Origin of the sequence: Echinicola soli (assembly GCF_006575665.1) — a bacterium.
In the GTDB taxonomy this organism is placed as follows: domain Bacteria; phylum Bacteroidota; class Bacteroidia; order Cytophagales; family Cyclobacteriaceae; genus Echinicola; species Echinicola soli.
The window spans coordinates 1,135,439-1,155,632 of the sequence record NZ_CP041253.1 but is presented as its reverse complement, the minus strand read 5'-3'; the positions used below and the strand labels follow the sequence as shown (position 1 = coordinate 1,155,632).

The following is a 20,194-nucleotide window of genomic DNA, read 5'->3' as shown; positions in this document are numbered from 1 at the left end:
TAATTTTTGGTAAAAAATTAATAAAATCTATTATATCTTTCAATTGGATAATTGATGCCAACAACTATAGTTTTTATGATTATCCGATAAAAACAACATTAAATATTTAAAATCAATCGCATGAGGAAAAGTTTACTAAGTCTTATCTTAGCCCTCTTTACTATTTCCTCGGTTTGGGCGCAAAGCCGGACCGTAACGGGGAAAGTAACTTCCGAAGAGGAGCCGAATGGAATGCCAGGCGTAAACGTGCTGGTAAAAGGAACCACAGTGGGTGGCATCACCGACTTGGATGGTGTGTACACCATAGAGGTACCTGAAGGAAAAAATACCTTGGTAGTTAGCTTTATTGGCTATAGCAGCCAAGAAATTAACATTGGCAACCAAAGCACTGTCAATGTCACCTTGATGCCAGACACCCAAAACCTGGAAGAGGTGATCGTTGTGGCATATGGATCAGCTGAAAAGGGCAATTTTGCCGGCTCGGCAGTAGCCATCAAAGAAGCCCAAATTGCGAATCGTCCCATCAACAGTGTGACCAACGTACTGGAAGGACAGGCGGCCGGTGTGATCACCACCTCTGCCAGCGGTCAGCCAGGCGAAAGCCCAACAATTCGTATTCGTGGTATTGGCTCCGTAAATGCCTCCCAGAATCCACTTTATGTAGTAGATGGAGTACCTTACTCTGGAGATATCTCTAACCTTAATCCGAATGACATCGCTGACGTGACCGTGCTGAAAGATGCATCTTCTTCAGCCCTTTATGGTGCTCGTGCTGCCAATGGTGTCATCATGATCACCACTAAAAAAGGAGGAGCTAAAAAATCCACCTTTAACCTCTCGGTAAGGCAGGGTGTTTCTTCCAGGGCATTGCCTGAATACGACCGGGTAAATGCCGGTCAGTACTACCCGCTCGTTTGGGAATCTCTCAAACATGGCCAAATGACTTCAAACGGCCTGGAAGATGGCGCGGCTAGCCAATATGCTTCTGAAAACCTGATCGAATTACTAGGATACAATGTTTACAATGTTCCTAACGGAGAAGTAGTAGGACTGGACGGTAGCCTAAACTCCGCTGCTGTAAACAACTTTACCGATCTTGACTGGTACGATGAATTGATCGGTACCGGTAACCGTGGCGAATATAACATGACCTATTCAGGAGGAACCGAAAAAACCGATTTCTATACCTCAGTAGGTTACCTTAATGAAAAAGGCTTCCTGCTAAAATCGGATATGGAGCGTTTTACGGGCCGAATCAATGTAAATACACAAGCTACGGATTGGTTCAAGACCGGCATTAACCTGTCTGCTACGATGGCAGATGGCAACAGTTCACGAACTGTTAATAACAGCTCCAGCTATGTAAACCCATTCTTCTTTGCGAGAAATATGGGTCCGATCTATCCAGTGTACCTTCAAAACCAACAAACAGGTGGTTATATCCTTGATGCCAATGGTCAGCGGATCTATGATACCGGTGATATGATTGACCTTGGTTCCGTAAGACGTGGGCCAGGAGCATCAGTCGGTCGTCATGTGACCCAGGAGACCAAATTAAATGAAGACCTGTATGACCGGGATGTAATCAGTGCCAGGGCTTATGCGGAAGTAAACTTCCTGAAAGATTTCACCTTCCGAACCAACGTTTCGACGGATATGATTTCCTATTTGGGAATCGAATATGACAATAAAATCGTCGGTGATGGTGCTCCTGCTGGTAGAACCAACAGAACCAATACCCGAAGAAATGCCGTTACATTTAACCAGATCCTAAGCTATGCCAATACCTTTAACAGCAAGCATTACTTTGAAGGATTAGTGGCGCACGAGAATTATGACTTTAAGTACAATTACCAATATCTGGCTAAGCAAGATCAAGTTTTGGATGGTAATATCGAACCGGGCAACTTTGTGGTAACCAGTGCTGCGAATGGCCGTGTGGATACTTACAGAATCGAATCTTATTTTTCTCGGTTTAACTACGTCTATGATGATAAGTATTCCCTTTCTGCATCCATCAGGACGGATGGATCTTCCAGGTTCTTTGAAGATGTACGCTGGGGGACCTTCTGGTCTGTGGCCGGTGCATGGAACATCGAGAAAGAAGCATTCTTCAATGCCGATTTCTTCGACATGCTGAAGCTTAGAGCTTCCTATGGAGAAGTGGGTAATGATGGATTATTAAAGGATGATGGAACCCCAAACTATTATCCGTGGCAGGCATTATATGATCTTGATTATAACAATGCGAATGAGCCAGGTATTTTACAAGGAAGCCTTTCAGCACGTAGCTTACTATGGGAATCTAACAATACCTTTGATGTCGGTTTGGACTTTGCTTTCGCAAAACGTTTCTCCGGTACCTTGGAGTATTACTACCGAGTTTCTGAAAACTTGTTGTTTGATGTACCATTGTCCCTTACGACTGGTTTGGAAAGCAGGCCGATCAATATCGGTACCATGGCCAATAGCGGCGTGGAATTCCAGATCCAAGGGGACATCATCCGAAATCAGGATTTCACTTGGAATGCTAACTTGAACGTTTCGACCTTTACCAATAAATTCAAAAAGCTGCCATTTGATGAGCAGATCAACGGCACCAAAAAATATGTGGTGGGCGGATCGATTTACGACTACTGGTTGAGAGACTGGAGAGGTGTGGATCCAGAGACAGGGTATGGGCTATATACGGCGGATGAATACCTTAATGAGGATGGCGAGGTACGTGAAGATGTGAAAATCGTCGGAACGGATACACTGACGACCGAATATAACAATGCCAGGCAGCATTTTGCCGGTACAGCGATTCCAGATTTTTCTGGTGGATTGGCGAATACCTTCTCTTACAAAAACTTTGAATTAAGTGTTTTGGTCAGCTTCGCGGTGGGAGGTGAAATCTACGACGGGCTGTATGCCAGCCTAATGAGCTCCAGCCCTGATGGGGATGCCCTCCATACCGATGCGCTGGGTAGATGGCAGCAGCCTGGTGACATTACCGATGTGCCCAGGATGGATAATATCAATTCGGCCGAAACCAATGGTACTTCAGACCGGTGGCTCATCGATCGTTCTTACCTGAACCTAAGGTCTATTAACCTGAGCTACCGATTACCAAAAGACATCCTAGGCAAGGTAGATGCTTCCCAGGCCACGGTATTTATTGCCGGGGAAAACCTTGGTTGGCTTTCAAAAAGAAAGGGAATGTTTGTATCGGAGAGTTTCAATGGAACGACTTCAAATACCTACACACCTGCCAGGACGTTCACGTTGGGTCTTAATGTAAGCTTCTAAATGAGAATTAACATGAAAAAATTAATCCATAAAATATTTCTATTGGGCTTGATGGTAAACATTGGCTGTGCCAGTGATTACTTAGATACAGCCCCGACTGATGCCGTTTCCGAAACAGTAGTATTTACAACTACAGGCAATGCCATGGCAGCATTAAATGGTATTCACCGTGCCATGGGTCTCCGCTACGATTCCCAAGGGCAACCGGGAGAGCACGGCGTAATGATCATGCGTGAAGTACTTGCGGAAGATGTCGTAATGACTGATCAAGCTAACGGTTGGTTTGTGGAAATGTCCACTTGGCAGAGGCATAATAATGAAACAAAGTCCGACGTGGAGTTTGTCTGGAAATTTTACTATAAGATTATTGGCAATGCCAATATGATCATTGCTAATATTGATGGTGCTGAGGGGCCCCAAGAAGAGCGGGATGAGATCAAAGGTCAGGCACTGGCTTACCGTGCTTGGGGACACTTTAATTTGGTGCAGATCTTTGCAAAACGCTATGATGCAAATGGTGGCAATGACCAAATGGGTGTGCCGATAGTATCGGAGCCTATTACCGTAGGTGGTCCACGAAATACCGTAGAGGAAGTATATGCTCAAATCCATCAGGACCTGGATGATGCCATTGCCCTTTTGGATGAAAGCAGAAACAATGCTTCTCACTTCAACATCAATGTAGCCAGAGGCATCAAAGCAAGGGTATTGCTTACTCAAGGGCAATTTTCCGAAGCGGCTACGGTAGCCAATGCTGCCAGGGATGGTTTCGATTTAATGAATGAGTCGCAATTGTTTGGTGGCTTTAATGATTATACCAATCCAGAATGGATGTGGGGATTTCATCAAGTTGATATTCAGCAAACGTATTTTGCTTCTTTCTTTGCGTATATGTCGCTGAACTTTAGCTCTACCAATATCCGCGGTAATCCTAAAGCCATTTTCCAGCCGCTTTATGACCAGATCAGTGAAACGGATTACCGTAAGAGACTGTGGGATCCCAATGCTTCCGATCCTGAATTGAGAGATCCGTTTATCGATGAAGTGACGTTAGAATCTTTTGCTAAAGTCGATTATATGAACCGCAAGTTCTTGGCCCAAGCGAATGGTAGCTCAGTAGGAGACGTACCTTATATGAGAGCAGCAGAAATGATCCTGATCGAAGCGGAAGCCCTCGCCAGGGCTGGTGATGATGTGGGAGCGTCCGCTGCCTTATTTGAGCTGGCCTCCGCAAGGGATCCAGAATATACTCAAAGCACCAATACCGGCCAGGCCTTGATCGATGAGATCATGATCCAGCGTCGTGTGGAGCTGTGGGGAGAAGGTTTTAGGTTCTATGACCTTAAGCGTTTGGACTTGCCCCTGGACAGAAACGGCGGTAACCATGTAGGCATTGTCATCAACAGCAAGTTCTTTGAAGAAGCGGGAACAGCCAATTGGCAGTGGCAAATCCCTGTGGATGAACGTAACGCCAATGATAATATAATCCAAAATCCTATTGAATAAGGAGATTATTATCATTGCTAAATTAATGCAAAGCCCGGACATATCATCCGGGCTTTTTTTGGTTTCTTTTTTGCCTGGAGTGGTGCTGATTTTATTTGATTAGCATAAGGAGGGCATTTAATTACAAACATTGCCCTCAATCAGTCGGAATAATTATCTTTACGGTGGTTTTCTATTTTCGTGGCTAGATAATGAAAATCAATTCATTGGTCACTAAATGTGGGAGTGACGTGGCGAAGCTGTGTCCACTTCCTACGATAATTAAAACAAATCAGGAATAATGATAAAATTTTTGAACTTGGTGCTCATACGAGCCTTCGTTGGGTTTGCGCTGCTGTTAGCGGTACCGCAAGAGATAGCTGCCCAATCCATGACAGATGTCTCTACGATCAAGGTAGACGAATTGTCGGATGATCAGGTAAGGACATTGCTCCAAAAAGCCAAAGACGCAGGACTTAGCAATGCGGAATTACTTGAAATGGCACGTTCGAGGGGCATGGCCGATGCAGAAGTCGAAAAACTCTCAGAACGGATCGAGCAGTTAGAAACTGGCTCCACAACCAGTAGAAGTAGTGCTACGTTGGCTGATCGCAAACCCCGACAGCAAAATAACCAGCATGAAATTCTTCAAGGCGTATATGCCAATCAAAAGCAACCCGAACAGGTGAAAGGCACAGAAGTGTATTTTGGGTTGGACCTTTTCTATCAAAAGGAGCGACAGCTGACCTTTGAGCCCAATCTTAACATGGCCACTCCGAATAGCTATGTCCTGGGGCCCGGTGATCTTGTTTATGTGGATGTTTATGGGGCTTCCGAAAATTATTATGAATCCACCGTTACCCCAGAAGGTAACCTGCTGCTGGAAAACATCGGCCCCATCGGTGTGTCGGGGCTATCCATCACAGAAGCCACTAGGGTGATCAAAAACAGACTTTCGCGCTTCTATGCTGATATGCAAGGGGATAGCCCAAGCACTTTTATGCAAATTTCCCTTGGCAATGTACGTAGTATAAAAGTACACTTGGTGGGTGAATTGAGACTGCCCGGTACCTTTACCCTCAGCGCATTCAGCACCGTGTTCAATGCGCTGTACGCCGCAGGAGGTCCCAATAAAAACGGTACCATGCGAAACATCAAAGTGATGCGCAACAATAAGCAAGTAGCCACCGTGGATGCCTATGACTTTCTGGTCAACGGCAAGGCCAATATGGGCCTACAGCTCCAAGACCAAGATGTGATTTTGGTGGAGCCTTATCAGTCCAGGGTGACCCTCCAAGGTGCCGTGAAGCGGCCAATGGTATTTGAAGTGAAGGATGGAGAGACACTTGGAGAGGTGCTGGCATACGCAGGAGGATTTACGGACGATGCCTATAAAGACAAAATCAGCGTCACCCGATTTACCGATAAAGAAAAGTCCGTCTCTGACGTTTATAAAGGCCAGTTTGATATTTTTAGCGTCAAGGCCGGCGACCAATACACGGTAGGAACAGTCCTTGATCGCTATAACAACCGGGTGCAGATCAAAGGAGCGGTGTTTAGGGAAGGAAACTACGCCCTTTCGGATGGCCTTACCCTTTCCCAGCTTATCCGGCGTGCCGATGGCCTCCGCGGAGATGCCTACCTTGACCGGGCCAATATCCTGAGAACCAATGATGATCTTTCCACATCAATCATCCAGGTGGATTTAAAAGATGTTATGGACGGAACGGAAGAGGTCACCCTGGAAGAGGATGATATCATTCGGATCTCTTCCATTTATGACCTGAAAGACGAGTATTACCTCAAGATTTCCGGAGAAGTGAGGGATCCCGGCATCTATCCTTATGCAGAAGGGATGACCGTGGAAGATTTGATACAGCGTGCAGGCGGCTTTACTGAATCGGCCTCCAAGGCTGATGTAGAAATAGCGCGAAGAGTGCAGGAGAATGGCGAGAGCGGGGAGATTGCCGAACTCATCCCAGTAGCATTAAACAGTGACCTGAGTGTCAAAGGAAGCCCCCAGACCTTGGTACCTTATGATAATATCATTGTCCGCCGCAAACCCAATTTTGCCCTGGAGCGGATTATCAAAGTGGAGGGACAAGTGAATGCACCAGGGGAATTTGCCCTTAGAAACACCGAAGAAAGAGTCTCTGATGTCATCAGGAGAGCAGGAGGCCTGACCGGATATGCTTATCCAGCGGGGGCTACACTCATCCGAAGAACGGAATACTACAATACCGAGTCTGAAAAGCTCAGAAAGCAGAAAAACCTGGAAAAGCTGCTTGACCGCATTGACAAAGGAGATCCTTCTGAAGCACAGGCCAGCCAAATGAGACGCTTGCAAGCACAGACAGGGGACAGCCTGAGTGAGCAGGATAAACGGGATTTTATCGCCCAAACCCGGCAGGAGACCCTTTATGATATTGGGCAAGGAGAAGGTACGGCCATCAAGATTAAAGAAACGGAAGCCATCGCCATTGACTTGGAGGCCATCCTTCAGCAGCCGGGATCGAAGTATGATTTGATCTTGGAAGAGGGTGATATCATTAGTGTGCCAAAGCAGCTACAGACAGTGAGAATGCGTGGCGATGTCATTTACCCTACTACTGTAAGGTATGAAAGTGGCCGTACGATGAAGTATTATATAGACAGGGCAGGTGGTTTTGACAATAGGGCCAAGCGAAAACGCACCTATGTCGTTTATGCCAATGGAGAGGTGGCCCGTACCAAGACCTTTCTGGGCCTTAAATCCTATCCTAAAGTGGAACCTGGTGCAGAGGTAATCGTGCCTTCCAAAGGCCCAAGAGTACCGCTCAGGATCGGGGAAATCGTAGGCTTGACAAGTGGCTTGGCTACGGTGGCATTGGTCATCTCTCAGATCAACTTTAATAACGGATCAGGAAACTAATGGCAGATCAAAAACACATTATCGACGACAAGATTACTTTCCGTGAACTTATCCTTCGGGGCAAGGGCTGGCTCACGTTTTTTAGAAGTAAGACGAGGTTTATTGTCATAGCTATAGTGGTGGGTGCTGTGCTTGGGTTGGCCGCTTCTTGGCTAAAGAAGCCCAAATATACGGCAGCCACTTCTTTTGTGCTGGAAGAATCCAGCGGGAGTAGCATGGGAAGCTTATCTGGACTGGCCAGCTTGGCAGGCATCAACTTGGGCTCGCTGGGCAGCAGCAGTGGCCTGTTTCAGGGGGACAATATCATGGAACTTTACCGCTCTGACAATATGCTGATCAAGACCTTTCTGACACCAGCAAAGGACATTGATGGACAGCTGTTGGTAGATCGCTATATCCAGTTTCATGAGCTTGAGGACAAGTGGGGCGGACAGGTGGATTTTGGAAAGCTGGACTTTAGCCTTCCCAGGGAGGATTTTTCTGTGGAACAGGATAGTGTGATGAAAGAACTGGCCAAGCTGATCCGCGAAAATGAACTTGGTGTGGATAAACCTGATCGTAAACTGAGCATCATCAAGGTGTCCAATACCTCCAAAGATGAACCTTTTGCCAAAGCCTATAATGAAAAGTTGGTCGAAAATGTCAACCAGTTTTACTTCGAAACCAAAACCAAAAAGACTGCCGAAAACCTTCAAATCCTGCAATCCCAAGCAGACAGTGTCCGCAGAGTGCTGGATGAAGATCTGAAGGAATATGCCCAGCTGCAGGACAAACGCCCCAATCCCAATCCCCTTATGCAACGTACCGTCGTGGATGCCGAGCGCAAGCAAGTGGACATCCGTGTATCCAGTAGTGCGTATGAGGAAATCGTCAAGAACCTGGAAGTCGCCAAAATCAACCACCGGAACAGCTCCCCACTGATCCAGATCATCGATAAACCCCGATTTCCATTGGAAGAGAGCAAGCTGAAATGGTATGTTGGCATCATTATAGGAGGAGTCGTGGCTTTTATCCTGGCCCTGTTTTACCTCTACATCACCCGCCTATATCAAGCCAATATTAGGGAAGAGTAAAATGGAGCATTATCAAGTAACAAGACGCAAGTATCGAGATTAATTCCTTCCCGCCGCGGCGGGGAAGGTTAGGTGGGGTGATTCAGTATCGAGAAGAGAGTAAATAGCAAAGAGTAAAGTGACAATATTGTCTTGTCGGTAATGTCATTGCGAGGAGTAAGCGACGAAGCAATCGTTCGTTTTGAAAGCGAAATTGCTTCGTTTCCAATAGCTACCGGGACAAGCTATACTTCCCTGCCCAGGCAGGTTTACAATGACGTACAAGAAACCCAACCCTTAAAACCTTCCAACATCCAATAATGATCGAAAAACTCATTTCTGTACCGTTTTTTCAGCTTATCCGCCATAAGTCAGTACAGAACTTTATTTTTTTACTGATCATCCAGTCCTCCAATATCCTGATTTCACTGATCGTCATGCCATTGCTGATCCAGTCTATCGGTGTGGACCAGTTTGGGCTGGTGAGCTTGGCGTTGTCCGTGATATTGATTGCCAATGTATTTATCGGCTTCGGCTATAACCTGAGTGGTCCCCGTGAGGTCGCCCTAAACCAAAAAGATAAAAATAGCCTTTCCGAAATCCTATCCACTGTCATTTCCAGCAAATTGGTATTGGCGGTATTGGCGGCTGTTTCCCTGTTGGTGGCAGTAAAGGGATTTGGGCTTTTTCCAGAATATCAGGTCATACTGCTCTATTCTTTGCTGATGCTGTTTTCGGAAGCGACCCTACCGGTGTGGTTTTTTCAGGGAATGGAAAAGATGAAATTGGTGTCAGCGGCCAATGTCTTCAGCAAGCTTCTTTATCTCACAGGCATTGTGCTTTTTATCCAAGGGCCTGACGATGCCAAGTGGGTGAATTTTTTCTTTGGGGGATCGGCGGTGCTGATCAATCTTCTCCTGCTCGCTTATGTGCATTTCCAATTTCGCATCGCATTGGTATTTTCCAACTGGCGAAGCATCATTAGCTCATTAAAGGATAATATTTACCTCTTTTTGTCAGCTTTCGCTAACCACATCGCAGTGAATGGTGGAATAGTAGTGCTAAGCTTTTTTGCCAGTGCCGAGATGCTGGGCATGTACAGTTTGGCAGAGCGGGTAAGTTTGGTATTGCGGATAGTCCCGGCATTGATCGCACAGGCGATATATCCAAACGCAGCGAAACTATATGAATCAGACATTCAGGGGTTTTATCGGTTTATGAAGAAAGTGTATGCCTCCACGCTTATCCTTTGTGGGCTTATGGTAGGGATCATTTCTTTGCTGGCACCATTTATCATCCGGCTTTTGGCAAAGGAACCTTTACCGGAAAGTGTTTTATATTTGCGGATATTGGTCTTTGTACCAATGATCGCAAGCTTAAATGCCGGCAATACCGTTTTGCTGTTAATAGCCGACAAAAAATACCTTTTGTTCAACGCATCCTGGATCATGCTGCTAGCGATGTTGGTGAGTGCGGTAACAGCTACTACGCTATTCGGCACGGTCGGATTATGTACGGCCATGGTGATGAGTGAGCTTTTTGTATTTTTGTTAACGTTTTGGATCATCCTAAAGAAATGCCCGGAACTGATAAGAGGCTTCTATGGAAAAAGCAGGAATGGTCAATAGGGCAAAAACAGTAATAAATATGGTTACGTGTAATATTTTGGATTAAACCGTACCACAGAAGGGATAGAAATAAATTATAGTACAATACGGTAATGCCGATTACCGATAATAATCTAAACATGAGTTTGATTGAAAAAGATGCCCTTATTGCAGCACTGAAAAGTGAAATTACCGCCACGGGCAATGAAGGGGACATCTCCTATTTTGAAGTGCATCATAAGCGGTTTGGCCATGTGTACGATTTTCTTCAAAATAGGATAGGAAATAAGCGATTAAAAGTGCTCGATATAGGCAGTCATTATCTTCATACATCCATTATGGCCAAAGAAATGGGATGCGAAGTGGACAGCATGGATGTGTCTGCGTTTTGGTCGCTGCCATTTGTGAGAGAACGTGCCGCTAAGTATAACCTTAATCCCGTCATCGAGGATGACTTGAGCACATTGGCGGTTCCCGAAGGAAAAAAGGGGCACTATGATATCATTCTTTTTACAGAGATCCTGGAGCACATTACCTTTAATCCCATAAACTTCTGGAAGGCCATTCACGGAATGGTAAAAGATGGTGGCTTGATTTATATATCCACCCCAAATAGCCTAAGCCTCCCGGGATTTGTAAGGACACTAAAAAACCTGTTGGGTTTTCGAGGAGTGGGAATCGGCGTGGAGATGATCCACCATAGTGTGACTTATGGGCATCACTGGAAAGAATATAGCGCAGGAGAGATTAAAGCTTATTTTCAGATGCTGAGTGATGATTTTGAGGTAAAGGTAAAAAAGTACAGCTATCGAAAGTACGATCTCTCCGGCCCGCATAAAGGGTACAGGCTGCTGGCCAATCTGGGCAATAGCCTTGGTTTTTTTGCGGAGGACCTTGAGGCAGTGGTCACTGTAAACAAGCAGCACACCTGGAAATTGACTACGCCAAACTATTAAGGTAATCGCTGTCGTGAAAGAGACACCTTCCGTGGCCATTATCATCCTAAACTGGAATGGCTATGCACATACCAGCGCCTGCCTGAAATCACTGCAGGCAGCCAAGATGGAGGATGTCGAAGTGATCTTGGTGGACAATGCTTCTGAGGATGGCGCTGTGGCCAAGCTGAAATCGGAATTCCCACAGCACACGTATCTCCAAAATGAACAAAACCTTGGCTTTACCGGGGGAAATAATGTGGGCATTAAGCATGCACTGGAAAGGGAAATCCCTTATATAATGCTGCTGAACAATGATACCGAAGTAGTCCCGGGGTTTTTGGGCCACTTGCTGCATGAACTCAAAAGCCATGCAAGACTGGCAGCCGTTCAGCCCCTGATGTACTATCTACATGATAAGCACAAAGTATGGAATGCCGGAGGCAAGTTTAATCCTTGGACGGGAGGATCGACCTCCATTACACAAAAAAAAAACCATTCCTTACCTTATCCCACCGACTGGATCACGGGTTGCTGCATCTTGGTAAGGTCCGAGGTGATCAGGGAAGTAGGACTGCTAAATGACCACTATTTTGCGTATTTCGAAGACGTGGACTGGTCACTGAGAATGCGGGAGCGAGGGCATGGCCTGGCCGTGGCTCCCGCAGCGGTCATTTACCATGAGGCTGGTGCCTCTTCCAAGGCCAAAAAGAAAGGGAAAGAGGGGGTTTTAAGCCCTAAAGTCCATTACCTTAACACCAGAAATCAGCTGTTTCAGCTAAGAAACCACGTGGATTTTCCCCACAGACTGGTTGCTTGGCCCGTCCAACTGGTCAAATTGGGGCTGTTTGGTGTTTATTTTCTGGTCCGTCGACGGAGGGAAAAATTCCGTGCCTTGCTAAAGGGCCTTAGAGATGGCCTAAAGTTGGAATGTAAATCTTAATTTATACGTACCTGTTGTGCTTTTTTTACTGGTAATGATCTATATAATTCCCTTGCTTATGGTGACGGTTTACCAAATCGTCTTCAAGGGCAAGTGGGAGTGGGTGATATTTTTTATGATCCTTTTTCTTCCTGCATACACGGCAATTTTGAGTATTACCTATCAGGCCACCTCTTCGGTTTTGCTTACCAATATATTTAAGTATTTAAAAGAACTGGTCCTTCTTTTGGCGTTGCTGTCCTTTGTCCTTTACAGGAAGAATATTTTTGATGACGGATATCGGCTAAGGATGACGGACAAACTGTTTCTGTTCTTTTACCTGTTATGTGCGATTTTCTTGATCCTTCCGATAGGAACGGCTGATTTTACGACCAAAGCGGTATATTTTAAGAATGTGGTGATAATGGGATTGATGTATTTCTTTGGTAGGAACACATCCCTGAAAGACGGAGAATTCCGCATTATGTTTTTAATGATGATGGTCATCTTTGTGGGTGCATTTGGCTTAAATATTTTTGAAAAAATCACCCACATGCACTTTCAGAATATTTCGGGATATGCCCTATATAATCGGGTCATTAATGATGTGGAGCCCTCGGGGAATTATGGATTGACCTGGACTTTTGAAACCCAGACCACGGGAATGCGCTTGGCATCGTTTTTTTCTGACCCATTGGATTTGGCCAGTTCATGCTTAATTGGCTTTTCGGTGGGGCTGATTGGATATTTGACTTCCAAGCGGGAGCAATCCTGGCTGTTTATCACGATCATGCTTTGTTCTTTGGGCAGCTTGTTTTTTGCAGCATCAAGGGCTTCTTTTGCTTCTTTTTTTATCATGCTGTGCTTTATAGCGATGATTTTTCGGCTCTATGGATTGATCAAACTAGGCATAATGCTCCTGCTGGGTTTTGTGATCTATGTGGTTTATTTTGCCTCCGATGACTTTTATTATTTCGTGGTGGACACCCTTACTTTCGAGAATGCCTCCAGTATGGGACACCTTCTTGCGTGGATTGAAGCTTTCAATCAAATGGTGATTGCTCCTTTGGGATCCGGGCTGGCGACCAGTGGTAATGCTTCTGGCGTTACGGACGATTTAAGAATTGGCGGTGAAAACCAGTTTTTGATATTTGGTGTCCAGCTAGGGGTGTTGGGGATGTTACTTTACATTTCCATCTTGGCGACTGGAATTTGGACAGCCGTAAAAGCATTTCGAAAATCACATGACACCCATTTGGCCAGGATAGCCTTCGTGGCAGCTACCGTAAAAGTGGGCCTATTGCTCCCACTGTTTACTGCTAATGCTGAATTATATGGTTTTGTATCTTGGGTAAGTTGGTGGATGATTGGAATTAGTGTAAAGACATATGGAGAAAGTAAACGTACTGTTTTAGCTAGATAAAATATAAAAAAATAAACTCAATTGTAGGGTGATAAATAAAATTAGGCCATATAGTATCGATGGTAATGTCAGTAGATTTGAAAAGTTAGATGCTTTGAGAGGCTGTTTTGCTATTTTAGTTGTTTTTTATCATTTTACATATGATATATTCGATCCAGAAAATTATCTCAGTAACTTTATTTTTAGTCAATCTTATATTTTTGTTGATTTCTTTTTTGTATTAAGTGGTTTTGTTATTTGCCATAGATATTCCGATAAGCTTAATGATACCAAATCCTTTGCTACATTCATGAAAAAGCGATTTATAAGACTCTATCCTTTGTTAGTTTATTCCGTTTTAATGTATTCTATATTGAAATTATATGGATTGATTAACCAACACGGATTTAGTGATCCTAACTATAGTTGGGGCACTTGGGGTATGGAAATTTTGGAAGCTCTAACATTAATGAATTCCAATCCCATTTTTGGATCATCGTTGGGAATGAATCCTGTTACATGGACAATATCCGCCGAGATGATTTGTTATTTTTTGTTTGGAGTTGTACTCGTGATAGGTAAAAATAGGTTTAACTATCTCTTTTTGTTTGTTCATATTTTTTGTTTTGGATTTCTGTTTTTGGATGGAAGCTATTCCGTTTCGGGCAATTTTGGTTTTGTTCGTGGGATACTGAATTTTTCAATTGGGGTAATGGTTTATAGTTTATTTTTAATTAAAGCCCTAAATACATCTATTTTACAAGGGATTTATATTCTTTTCCTTGTGATCTTACTTTTTGTATTTGATAATGTTCCAGATATATATAAACTTATATTGCCATATATTTTTGGTTTTGGGGTATATATATTTGCCAATGATAGTCAGGGAGTGAATTTTTTGAAGAACAATTTTTTTAAATTTTTAGGTGAAAGATCCTATTCAATCTATCTTAATCATTATTTGATTCTTTGGGTAGTTTATTTTTTAGAGTTTAGAATACTAAATTTTCCGTACAATGTAGTTACTACTGTGATTTGCCTTTGTATTTCTCTTTTTGCCACATTGATCTATTCAGATTTTACGTATAAATATATTGAGATTATATCGAAAAATAGACTCTCAAAATGGAAGTCAATACCAAGGTTAGTCAATTCTAAGTATGATAGGAGATAGTCGGAAAATAGTTATTATCGACATCTATTACCTCCATGTGGCTCAGACGGGAATCCGGACCTATACCGAATCGCTCTTGGAGGCCGTGGAATCTTTAAAAGGTGGGGGGGATTTTGAATACATCATCAGCCCGGAGTATTCATCGCTAAAATCGAACACCTTCTTTAAAGGCAAAACTCCAAAATGGAAAAACCTGCTTTTTCAACTGCTCTATTTTTTGAGAAAAGCAGTGGTGCTGCCTATTTTGACCTATTGGCATCGTAGTGACCTGGTCTTTTCCCCTGATATACTTTCGCCACTTTGGGCGAAGGGAATGAAGGTGTCGGTCTTGCACGATGCTTTTTTTTGGGAGAACCCCGACCACTATAATCCCCGCTGGCGCAAATATTTCTTGGCATTGCTTAAGGTTTCACTGCGCAAGAATGCCCAGGTGGTAACCATCACCCAACACTCCAAAAAACAACTCCAAAAGTACCTGAATATCTCTGGCTTGCCCATCCATGTGGTCTATCCTGCTACCAATGTGGTCGCCAAGCCAGCCACTCCTTCCAAAAGCCTACTTTCAGCTCCTTACTTCCTGCATGTGGGCGTTATGGAAAAACGTAAAAACCTGGTCACCCTTATCAAGGCATTTGACCACTTTCTGAAAACATCAAGCCATGATGAATATAAACTCGTTTTGGTGGGGCAGCGGGGGCCTCGGAAGGAATTGGATGACTATGACAATGTCAGTCAGGAAGTCGATCGGTTAGGGTTAAGGGATCAAGTGGTTCTTCCGGGTTTTGTAAGCAGGGGAGCACTGGAAAGCTACTATCAGCACGCCTTTGTCTATATTTTTCCATCTTTGAATGAAGGATTTGGGATGCCGGTGCTGGAGGCTTTTTCCTATAAACTTCCCGTAATCGTATCACGACAAGGTGCCTTGATGGAAGTGGGCGGTGATGCCGTCAGTTGTCCTGTGGATAATTCACCAAAGGCCTTTTCTAAAGAAATGCAGCGGGTCGTAGAGGATCCAAAGCTACGCAAAACACTGATCGAGAAAGGGAACAAACGACTCACTTGTTTTAGCGGAAAGCAATTTTTAGTGGATTTAGAGGCTTGTTTTAGTAAGGTACTGCGAGGATAGTGTTGTACCTCCGGCACAAATGTTGATAAGTCTGCAGTACTCAAGTTACCAAGCTTTCATACCTAGCGGCATGAAAAGGACTGATTCCGCATTTGGACAAGATTGAGGAAAGCTAGGTTATAAAAAAAGCTGTACTTCTTCCCCATAGAATACCTTGTCTGCCAACCCTCCACCGTAGGTGGAAAAGCTTGGTAACTGCATAATAAAGTATAAGTCGCCGATGTGCCGTAGGTACATTACTTAACTGGCCAAAATGTTAAAAAACCTTCATATCCTGTAGCATTATTCGTCACATCCTCGTACAGGGAATGTAATGTTTTATCTTTTAACCTTTAACACCATGAAAAAATTATCCTATTTGTTATTTGCTTGCTTCTTGGTTTTGTCCTTGTCATGTAAAGAAGAGGAAGAACCTGTTATCATGTCATGCGGCGTGGAAAATCCCACTGAAGAACTGGAATGGATGCAGGAACTTATTGCTGAGATTGAATCCACGGAAATGGGTAGACATTATACTACTATTCAAAGCGGATATTATGAAGGAGATTTCTATTATTTTGACTCTTCTTGCTGTCCTAATTGTTTTTATGTGCCTACAATTTTCAATTGCCAAGGGGAATCTCAGGAGGATTTGGATATCTCTATAAGTGAAATGACCGATATCGAATTGGTATGGAAATCTGAAGAAAACCAGTGCAATTTTGAGGAGTAAGCAGCTAGTATAGTTTTGTACCTCCGGCACAGAAGTGGATCAGCTTGCCGGCCTCATGTTACCAAGCTGGCATACCTAGCGGCATGAAAAAGGTCAATTCCGCATGAGGGCAGGTAAACCTAAACCAAAGTGAATTGATCTTCTAAATCTGACCATACCAAACAGCAACGGGAATGTCTTCGGACGAAGACATTCCTGTTTTATATTTAATTCTCTTGCATTTACTTAATACCTTGGTGCCTGACCTGTAACTTCCAACGTTTCCACATTGACATACACCACGATAGGGCCAAGTAACGGATCTTGCTCGGTATAGAAGGTTACGGCATAACTTCCATCATTGGTTCTTACCTCGGCTTCTGGCCAAGGCGTAACGACCGATTCACGACCATACTCTCCTTCATCAATGCTGTTCCAAGCTATTTCCCGCACTTCCATCAAGTCCGGGTCATCATCATTGGTATTGCAACTCAAAATGACTATGCAGGCCATCATGATTAGTCCCATTTTTTTCATCAATTGAATGAGTTTAAAGGTTATCCACAAATAGTTTATTGAAAATAGCCATTTTTACGTTTATTTGAAAGATAAAATACCTGTTTCCTTAAATGGAAAAATCGTATAATGCACCATGGCGAATTTTATCCAACGCACCATCAATAACATCACCGGGATGGACTTGTCCGATAGGTTTGACGAGAATTGGGACAGTCTATCCACGCTTGGGGTTCTACTGCGCATGAGTGTGTGGTTTGTCCGGGGCAGCTTCCGCAGATGGTGGTTCAAGTCCTCCGAGGGAATGCTGTTGATCGGCAAAAGAGTGACGATCCGCCAAGCCCGCTATCTGTCTGTGGGCAAGAACTTTATCGCACAGGACAATTGCGAGATCAACTGCCTTTCCCAAAAGGGCATTGTCTTTGGTGATAAGGTGACTGTAGGCAGCTATGCCATCATCCGCCCCACCAATCTCTACGGCGGAGAGCCAGGAGTAGGGCTGAAAGTGGGCAATAATTCCAGCATCGGCCCTTACGCCTATATCGGCTGCTCTGGCTATATCGAAATCGGCAATAATGTGATGATGTCTCCACGGGTAAGTATTTACTCCGAAAACCATAACTTTGGTGATACCGAAACCCCGATGATCGAGCAGGGAGTGACCAGGTCTTTTGCTAAAATCGAGGATGATTGCTGGATTGCCAGTAATTCCATAATTTTGGCAGGAGTAACGGTCGGTAAAGGATCGGTGGTGGCTGCCGGAAGTGTGGTGACCAAAGATGTGCCGCCTTACTCCATTGTAGGAGGAAACCCTGCCCGTATCATCAAAAGCCGGAAAATAAACCCAGCATCGACCAGCCAAGTATAAAGCAAACGAAAAGAAAAATGATCAATTTTGAGCAACTGGAAAACAACTTAGAGAAACTGAGGGTCAGCTATTTGGCTGCTCATCCCTTTCCGCATCTGGTCATAGATGATTTTTGTGACAAAGCCCAGTTGGAAGCAGCTTATGAGGCCATTCCCGAACTGGACAATAAGAGCCGTGATTATGTCTTTGCCAACAACAAGTTTGAAAAGTCAAATTATAAGGAAATATGTCCTGAACTGAGGTCACTCTATGAGGATTTAAGCTCCGAAAGGTTTAACAAAATCCTATCTTTTATCACGGCCAAGAAGGTATTTGTGGATCCTAAAAATCACGGAGGAGGGCTTCACCAAGGTAAAAAGAACAGCTTTTTGGACATGCACTTGGATTTTAACTACCACCCTATCCACAAAAATTGGTACCGTGAATTAAACCTGCTCTTGTATCTCAATAAGGATTGGAAACCAGCATACAAGGGAGGACTTAAAATCAGGGATCTTCGCACCGACGAAGAAACGGAGCTGGATGTGCCCTTCAATAGGTTGATCATTCAGCAATGTGGACCATATACACTTCATGGCTATGATATGACCAATTTCCCAGAAGGAAAATACCGGACGTCCATTGCCACTTATGCTTACCAAGAGCACAAGATGTTGATCGAAAAACCACGTACAACGGACTGGTTTCCCAAAGAAGAGAGCTCCACCTTTAAGAAATTGTTTGCCAAAAACTACAATTTCCTGGTACAGACAAAAAACAAATTTTTTGGCAGTGGGACGGCCAAGAACCAATAAGTGAAGGAAGATCGTGCAAAGCGTATTAGTAATCCACAGTGCAGCGGACTTGTATGGCGCCAGCAGAAACCTTGTGAGGTCGGTCATGGCCATTCAGCAGCTTGGAATGGAGCCGATCGTTATTTTGCCCTATGAGGGACCATTGGTCGACGAAATCCGAAGCTTGGGTGTAGTAGTGAATATATTGGATCACGGTGTATTGAGAAGGAAGAACCTTTCTCCTTTAGGTCTTTTGAAATTGTCCAGTCAGCTCATCCAGTCAAGCTGGAAATTGCGCAGATTGGTGAGAGAAAAGGGTGTGACATTGATATACACCAATAGCAATGCAAATGTAGTAGGCGGTATTGTCAGTATGCTTACCGGGATTAAGCATATTTGGCACATTCATGAGATTATCCAAAATCCAAAATGGTTTAAAAATTTTCTGGAAAAGTATATCCTTTACACGGGAGAGTTGTCTCTTTGTGTCTCTAAAGCTGTTTTGGAAAATATGAAGCCAAATGTCCCTGATTATAAACTAAGGTTGCTCTACAACGGCATCGACTACCTTCCCTTTAAGGAGGCAAGCTATGACCTGAAGTCCGAAATCGGCATTTCCCAAGACACCATCCTGATCGGGATGATCGCCAGGGTGCATTTCTGGAAAGGCCAGCCCTATTTTCTGGATGTGGCAAAAGCATTGGCCGCAAGGCACGATCATCTTCATTTTGTCATGGTAGGCGACGCCTTTGAGGGATACGAATACCTCTATGACGAGATTGATGCCAAAATCAACGAAAATGGCTTAACTGGAAAAGTCAGTAACCTTGGTTACCGTACCGATATCCCCAATATCATGAGCGGCCTGGACATCTTTATGCTGCCCTCTATTTTGCCCGACCCTTTGCCCACCACCGTCCTGGAAGCCATGGCGGCCGGCAAACCGGTGATCGCCACTGCCCACGGCGGTGCCACTGAGATGGTGCTGGATGGAGAGACAGGGTACTTGGTGCCTTGGGATGATGCCGCAAAAGCCTCCCTTGCCTTTGATACACTGATCGAAGCCCCCTCCAAAAGGTTGTCCATGGGCCAATCAGGCCAGGAAAGGGTGATCCAGCACTTTTCCATAGAAGCTTATATGGAGAATATGGGAAAGGTGTTTCAGGAATTTATGGGAAAAAGTAGTGAGAAGTGAGATGTGTGTATCATGAACAAGTTCCTCCCCTTGCAGGGGAGGTTAGGTGGGGTAAAACCGGGTTGTACCGGGGCTCTGCCCGGGCAAGGACAAGCATGGGATAACCGTGGGTGGCCTTCGGCTACTCCCAGGCCCCAAGTTGGAAGGATGAGGAAGGAAATGTCCCATACATTCAGGTTGTGACAAAACCATATACTGTCGCCCATCATTTGAAAATTCCCCTTTAGGGGGCTAGGGGGCAGTTTC

General features: G+C 44.4%; 15 protein-coding genes. 14 read left to right on the top strand and 1 reads right to left on the bottom strand.

Features of this window, described 5'->3' with window-relative positions:
- The first annotated feature begins 120 nt into the window (after window positions 1–120).
- From FKX85_RS04780 to FKX85_RS04730, 11 genes are all read left to right on the top strand, one after another.
- The gene (locus tag FKX85_RS04780; protein WP_141613646.1) at window positions 121–3,291 is read left to right on the top strand and encodes a SusC/RagA family TonB-linked outer membrane protein; all 3,171 of its coding nucleotides are present in this window, start codon (window positions 121–123) and stop codon (window positions 3,289–3,291) included.
- A 12-nt stretch (window positions 3,292–3,303) separates the two neighbouring features.
- The gene (locus FKX85_RS04775; protein ID WP_141613645.1) at window positions 3,304–4,797 is read left to right on the top strand and encodes a RagB/SusD family nutrient uptake outer membrane protein; all 1,494 of its coding nucleotides are present in this window, start codon (window positions 3,304–3,306) and stop codon (window positions 4,795–4,797) included.
- Window positions 4,798–5,077: 280 nt separating this feature from the next.
- Entirely contained in the window at window positions 5,078–7,687 is a 2,610-nt protein-coding gene (locus FKX85_RS04770) for an SLBB domain-containing protein (protein ID WP_141613644.1), read from the top strand.
- Window positions 7,687–8,760 (top strand): GumC domain-containing protein, encoded by a 1,074-nt coding sequence (locus FKX85_RS04765; RefSeq protein ID WP_141613643.1) that lies wholly within the window; start codon window positions 7,687–7,689, stop codon window positions 8,758–8,760. Before FKX85_RS04770 ends, FKX85_RS04765 begins: the two co-directional genes overlap by 1 nt.
- Before the next feature lie 299 nt (window positions 8,761–9,059).
- Complete coding sequence (locus FKX85_RS04760) at window positions 9,060–10,367, top strand: oligosaccharide flippase family protein (protein WP_141613642.1); 1,308 nt, start codon at window positions 9,060–9,062, stop codon at window positions 10,365–10,367.
- Window positions 10,368–10,486: 119 nt separating this feature from the next.
- Entirely contained in the window at window positions 10,487–11,302 is an 816-nt protein-coding gene (locus FKX85_RS04755; protein WP_141613641.1) for a class I SAM-dependent methyltransferase, read from the top strand.
- Between the two features lie 13 nt (window positions 11,303–11,315).
- Entirely contained in the window at window positions 11,316–12,224 is a 909-nt protein-coding gene (locus FKX85_RS04750) for a glycosyltransferase family 2 protein (protein WP_229239768.1), read from the top strand.
- A gap of 34 nt (window positions 12,225–12,258) precedes the next feature.
- Entirely contained in the window at window positions 12,259–13,626 is a 1,368-nt protein-coding gene (locus tag FKX85_RS04745; RefSeq protein WP_229239767.1) for an O-antigen ligase family protein, read from the top strand.
- 28 nt (window positions 13,627–13,654) lie between these two features.
- A complete protein-coding gene (locus FKX85_RS04740) occupies window positions 13,655–14,779 on the top strand; it encodes an acyltransferase family protein (protein WP_141613639.1) in 1,125 nt (374 codons plus the stop codon).
- Window positions 14,766–15,905 carry a glycosyltransferase family 4 protein gene (locus FKX85_RS04735; RefSeq protein WP_141613638.1) on the top strand — a complete coding sequence of 380 codons (1,140 nt, stop codon included), beginning with the start codon at window positions 14,766–14,768 and terminating at the stop codon, window positions 15,903–15,905. The genes FKX85_RS04740 and FKX85_RS04735 overlap by 14 nt, the downstream gene beginning before the upstream one ends.
- 340 nt (window positions 15,906–16,245) lie before the next feature.
- A complete protein-coding gene (locus FKX85_RS04730) occupies window positions 16,246–16,617 on the top strand; it encodes a hypothetical protein (protein ID WP_141613637.1) in 372 nt (123 codons plus the stop codon).
- 225 nt (window positions 16,618–16,842) lie between these two features.
- Here FKX85_RS04730 and FKX85_RS04725 read toward each other — a convergent pair whose 3' ends face one another.
- Entirely contained in the window at window positions 16,843–17,133 is a 291-nt protein-coding gene (locus tag FKX85_RS04725) for a hypothetical protein (protein WP_141613636.1), read from the bottom strand.
- A 115-nt stretch (window positions 17,134–17,248) separates the two neighbouring features.
- Between FKX85_RS04725 and FKX85_RS04720 the strand changes: the two genes are divergently transcribed.
- Genes FKX85_RS04720 through FKX85_RS04710 form a run of 3 tightly spaced genes read left to right on the top strand, consistent with a single transcriptional unit; the run spans window position 17,249 to window position 19,948 of the window.
- On the top strand, window positions 17,249–17,980 hold the full coding sequence (locus tag FKX85_RS04720) for an acyltransferase (protein ID WP_141613635.1): 732 nt from the start codon (window positions 17,249–17,251) through the stop codon (window positions 17,978–17,980).
- Window positions 17,981–17,997: 17 nt separating this feature from the next.
- Window positions 17,998–18,774 (top strand): 2OG-Fe(II) oxygenase, encoded by a 777-nt coding sequence (locus tag FKX85_RS04715; RefSeq protein ID WP_141613634.1) that lies wholly within the window; start codon window positions 17,998–18,000, stop codon window positions 18,772–18,774.
- Between the two features lie 13 nt (window positions 18,775–18,787).
- The gene (locus FKX85_RS04710; protein WP_229239766.1) at window positions 18,788–19,948 is read left to right on the top strand and encodes a glycosyltransferase family 4 protein; all 1,161 of its coding nucleotides are present in this window, start codon (window positions 18,788–18,790) and stop codon (window positions 19,946–19,948) included.
- The last annotated feature ends 246 nt before the right edge of the window (window positions 19,949–20,194 follow it).